The sequence below is a fragment of the Pseudoduganella sp. RAF53_2 genome (assembly GCF_052113985.1).
Lineage (GTDB): Bacteria > Pseudomonadota > Gammaproteobacteria > Burkholderiales > Burkholderiaceae_D > Rugamonas.
The window spans coordinates 1-4,254 of record NZ_JBFRDW010000539.1 but is presented as its reverse complement, the minus strand read 5'-3'; the positions used below and the strand labels follow the sequence as shown (position 1 = coordinate 4,254).

The following is a 4,254-nucleotide window of genomic DNA, read 5'->3' as shown; positions in this document are numbered from 1 at the left end:
ATGCTGATGGGCCTTGTGACCAAGAACGCGATTCTGCTGGTGGACTTCACCAACCACGGCCAGCGCGACGGCATGAACCAGCGCGAGGCCATCATGGCGGCGGGCCAGGTGCGCCTGCGTCCGATCATGATGACCACGCTGGCCATGATCTTCGGCATGCTGCCCATGGCGATCGGCATGGGCGACGGTGGCGAAACCCAGGCGCCGATGGGACGCGCCGTGATTGGCGGTGTGATCACCTCCACCCTGCTGACCCTGGTGGTGGTGCCGGTGGCTTATACGTATCTGGACAATATCGGCAAGCGCGCCGCGCGCTGGCTTCGTCGCAACAACCCGGAAGTCAGCCCGGTTGAAACGCCGAAAAAGGACAACGTGGCGGAAGTCGCGTAACCGGTTCGCCCGAGCTGTCCACGCACAAGCGCGGACGTGACGGCGGCCAAATGGCCGGGGTCTGACGCTGACGTCGGGCATGCGCAGCATGTCCGATGTTAGGGTCTGACCCCATGGTGCTAGATGTTGGCGTCGGCTCCCACATCGGTTTCGGTTGTTTCGAAACCGGCTTCATCGGCGTCCTGCTCCGAGGGCGGCCGGTTTTTCCCCTCCAGCTTGCGCTTGGCCTTTTCCTCCGCCTTGCGCTTCTTCTCTAGTTCCCGTTGCCGTTTTTCGTACTGGAAATTCGTTTTCGCCATGGTGGTGGACCTCCTCACCATACATTAGCGCAAATTTTCACCCGCGCGGATGATGTGCCGCATGTAAATGCTTCAAGCGCTCGCGCGCCACATGGGTATAAATTTGAGTTGTGGAAATATCCGAGTGCCCCAGCAGCAGCTGCACCACGCGCAAATCCGCGCCGTGGTTGAGCAAATGGGTGGCAAACGCATGGCGCAGGGTGTGGGGCGACAAGGGTGCCGTAATTTCCGCCTTCTGTGCGCATTTCTTGACAACGACCCAGAACATCTGGCGAGTCATCGGGCCGCCGCGCGCCGTAATAAACAAGGCATCGTCCTGTTGGCCATCCAGAATCACGCCGCGCGCCTCGCGCAGGTAGCGCTCAATCCACAGGCGCGCCTGCTCGCCAAACGGCACCAGGCGGGTTTTGGCGCCCTTGCCCGTGATGCGCAGAACGCCATCGTTCATGCTCAGTTCCAGCGTTTTCAGCGCCACCAGTTCGGATACGCGCAGCCCGCTGGCATACATCAGCTCCAGCATGGTGCGGTCGCGGATACCCAGCGGCGTGCGCAAATCCGGCGCCGCCAGCAAGGCCTCCACCTGCGACTCGCTCAGCGTGTGGACGAAGCGCAGCGGCTGCTTGGCCGAGGACAGCTTCAGACAGGGATCTTCGGCGATCTGCTTCTGCCGCAGCGCCAGCTGATAGAAGCGCTTCAGCACGGACAGCCGGCGGTTGGCCGAGCTGGCCTTGGTGTCCTCATGGCGGGCGGCGAAATAGGCGTCGATATCCGGCGTGGTGACGGACAGCAGCCCCGTTGCGGGACGGGTCGTTGCCAGCCACTTGGCAAACAGCCGCATATCGCGGCGGTAGGCATCCAGGGAATTCTTCGACAAGCCGTCTTCCAGCCACAGRCTGTCGACGAACTCGTCGATCAGATCAAGGTTGTCTGCTGCCATTGATACTCTTTATGGCCCTCATGTGCCAGCAGCCAGCGTTTGACGCCCAGCGTGAAGCCAGCCTGGTCATCGCTGCCCGCAAAGCCGCCCAGGCCCTGCGCGCCCGTCACGCGGTGGCAGGGAATCACCAGCGGGAAGTAATTGGCGCCGCAGGCCTGGCCGATGGCCCGTGGATGCGAGCCCAGGTGCTTGGCCAGCTCGCCGTAGGTGCGCAATTCGCCGCGCGGGATTTCGCAAATGGTGTCCCACACGCGGCGCTGGAAATCGCTGCCCAGCCGGGCCAGTGGAAGATCGAACCGGAAATCCGCGTCTGCGCAGTAAGCGAGCACTTGCTGGGCCGCTTTTTCGGCCAGCGCATCGGCCGGCGCCTTCTCGGCGTAATGCGCCGGGAGGTAGAACAATTCGGTCACAACCGCACCAGCGGTGCGGATACCCAGAGCCCCGAAAGGCACCTGGATGATGGCGGAAAACAGCTCGTTCGCCTGTTGTATTCTGGTCACATTTGCTCCACTTGGTACTGTGGCATTGATGCTACAACACTCGCTTCGAGAGGGCAAAAAAAAACGCACCATCCGGTGCGTCTTCAAGTTAGGTTCGCGGCCCCGGCCGTTTAGCCCCGCTCAGCGGTGGTCTAACGGCATTACTGTGAGCTGCGTCGTCTCCTCATTAATCCGCGGTATTGGCTACCGTTGTTATGTACCACTCCCCACTAACTTGCGTATTCGTTGCTACCTTGGTGCATTTTTATATTCGTTTTGCACCGTTTGGGAGCGACGCCATCATAACTGATCTGTGACTTGATTTGTCCATTTTTCTTTTTTTGTTGTTATGCAAACGAAATTGTCGCCCCGACCATAGAACTGTGGTAAGCCCGCCTCTTAGTAGTAACCGCAATTGCCAAAACTGAGGCAAAAATAATATGTTCAAGGCAAGACCCGAAAGGGCCGGGGTTTATAACTAAAAGAGAGACACACAATGCTAATGAAAGTACTCGACCATCTGGAAGAGTGGATTATCAGCTTTCTGATGGGAGGCGCAACCCTCATCATCTTCCTGTCGGTGGTACACCGTTACGGGACCGGACTTCCCATTCCGGGCGTTCAGGACTGGCTGCTCAGCCTGCACTTCGAATGGGCGCAGGAACTGGCCATCATCATGTTCGTGTGGATGGCCAAGTTTGGCGCGGCTTACGGCGTGCGCAAGGGCGTACACGTCGGCGTGGACGTGCTGGTGAGCCGCCTGCCGGCTGAATGGCGCAAGAACACCACCATCATCGCCCTGCTGTGCGGCATGCTGTTCACCGGCATCGTCGGCACGCTGGGCCTGCGCTTCGTGTGGGAGAACGGCATGCACCATGCTGTCTACACGCTTCTGCACATCGAGACCGATGTACCGGAAGGCCCGATCACGCCTGACCTGGAATGGCCGACCTGGTTCGTGTATTCCGTGGTGCCGATGGGCTCTTACCTGATGTGCTTCCGCTTCATCCAGGTGCTGGTCACCTTTATCCGCACCGGTGAAATGCCGCACCAGGACGAATCCGAAGTGGAAGGTCTGGACGATATCGAAAACGATCCGCTGTTCGCCACCGTTCCTCACACCACCCATGGAGGCGCACGATGAGCGGCCACGCACATGATGTAGTTCCAATGTCGCGCCAGAAGGCGGCCACCTGGCTGCTGGGCATCGGTGCCATTCTCGGCGCCGTCTGCTTCGTCGGCGGCAAGGTCGGCATCGTTTTCTCGCTGCTGATCCTGTTGATGCTGACCGGTATTCCAGTGTCGATTGCACTGGGCCTGACGGTGCTGATGTTCATGTACCTGCTGACCCAGGTGCCGGTGGAAGCGGTGGCGCTGAAGCTGTTCAGCGGCATCGAGAAGTTCGAGATCATGGCGATCCCGCTGTTCATTTTGGCGGGTAACTTCCTGACCCACGGCGGCGTGGCGCGCCGCATGATCAGCTTTGCTACCTCCATGATCGGCCACTGGCACGGCGGCCTTGCGCTGGCGGGTATTATCGCTTGCGCGATGTTTGCGCTGGTGTGCGGATCGAGCGTGGCAACCGTGGTGGCAATCGGTTCGATCATTCTGCCGGCCATGGTGAAGCAGGGCTATCCGAAACAGTTCGGCGCGGGCGTGATCATTACCGCGGGCTCGCTGGGCATCCTGATGCTGCCGTCGATTCCGAAAGTGATTTACGCGATTTCGACCAATACCTCGATCGGCGCCTTGTTCCTGGCCGGCCTCTTCCCAGGTATCCTGCTGACCTTCATGCTGTGCGGCGTGACCTGGGTGCTGGCCAAGAAGAACAAGTATCCGCGCATGCCGAAAGCCACCTGGGCCCAGCGCTGGAAAGCCTTCCGCGACAGCGTGTGGGGCCTGATGCTGGTGGTGATCATCATCGGCGGTATCACCAAGGGTATCTTCACGCCGACCGAGGCCGCCGCGATGAGCGCGGTGTATGCCTTCTTCATTTCCGTGTTCGTCTACAAGGACATGCCGCTGAAGAAGATGCCGGAAGTGCTGAAGAAGTCGGCCAGCCTGAGCGCGATGCTGCTGTACATCATCACCAACGCTGTGCTGTTCTCCTTCCTGATGGCGCACGAGAACATCCCGCAAGCAATGGCGG

General features: G+C 59.9%; 6 protein-coding genes. 3 read left to right on the top strand and 3 right to left on the bottom strand.

Features of this window, described 5'->3' with window-relative positions; all coding sequences use genetic code 11:
- Positions 1-390 (top strand): efflux RND transporter permease subunit (locus AB4Z11_RS24900; protein ID WP_442028444.1); only part of this gene is annotated, 390 nt, incomplete at its 5' end.
- Positions 391-509: 119 nt separating this feature from the next.
- On the opposite strand, the gene AB4Z11_RS24895 is transcribed toward AB4Z11_RS24900, so the two are convergent.
- The 3 genes from AB4Z11_RS24895 to AB4Z11_RS24885 are packed head-to-tail and all read right to left on the bottom strand — an operon-like array spanning position 510 to position 2,126.
- A complete protein-coding gene (locus AB4Z11_RS24895) occupies positions 510-689 on the bottom strand; it encodes a hypothetical protein (RefSeq protein ID WP_442028443.1) in 180 nt (59 codons plus the stop codon).
- Between the two features lie 37 nt (positions 690-726).
- Positions 727-1,626 (bottom strand): site-specific tyrosine recombinase XerD, encoded by a 900-nt coding sequence (gene xerD, locus AB4Z11_RS24890; protein ID WP_442028442.1) that lies wholly within the window; start codon positions 1,624-1,626, stop codon positions 727-729.
- Positions 1,602-2,126 carry a methylated-DNA--[protein]-cysteine S-methyltransferase gene (locus AB4Z11_RS24885; protein ID WP_442028441.1) on the bottom strand — a complete coding sequence of 175 codons (525 nt, stop codon included), beginning with the start codon at positions 2,124-2,126 and terminating at the stop codon, positions 1,602-1,604. Before AB4Z11_RS24885 ends, xerD begins: the two co-directional genes overlap by 25 nt.
- Before the next feature lie 481 nt (positions 2,127-2,607).
- On the opposite strand from AB4Z11_RS24885, the gene AB4Z11_RS24880 reads away from it, so the two are divergent.
- The gene (locus tag AB4Z11_RS24880; protein ID WP_442028440.1) at positions 2,608-3,249 is read left to right on the top strand and encodes a TRAP transporter small permease; all 642 of its coding nucleotides are present in this window, start codon (positions 2,608-2,610) and stop codon (positions 3,247-3,249) included.
- A 137-nt stretch (positions 3,250-3,386) separates the two neighbouring features.
- The coding region (locus AB4Z11_RS24875) for a TRAP transporter large permease (RefSeq protein WP_442028445.1) at positions 3,387-4,254 on the top strand (868 nt) is incomplete at its 3' end.

Coding starts and splice junctions, on each gene's coding strand:
- AB4Z11_RS24880 (WP_442028440.1), top strand. CDS start 2,608: ATGAAAGTACTCGACCATCTGGAAGAGTGGATTATCAGCTTTCTGATG.
- AB4Z11_RS24895 (WP_442028443.1), bottom strand. CDS start 689: ATGGCGAAAACGAATTTCCAGTACGAAAAACGGCAACGGGAACTAGAG.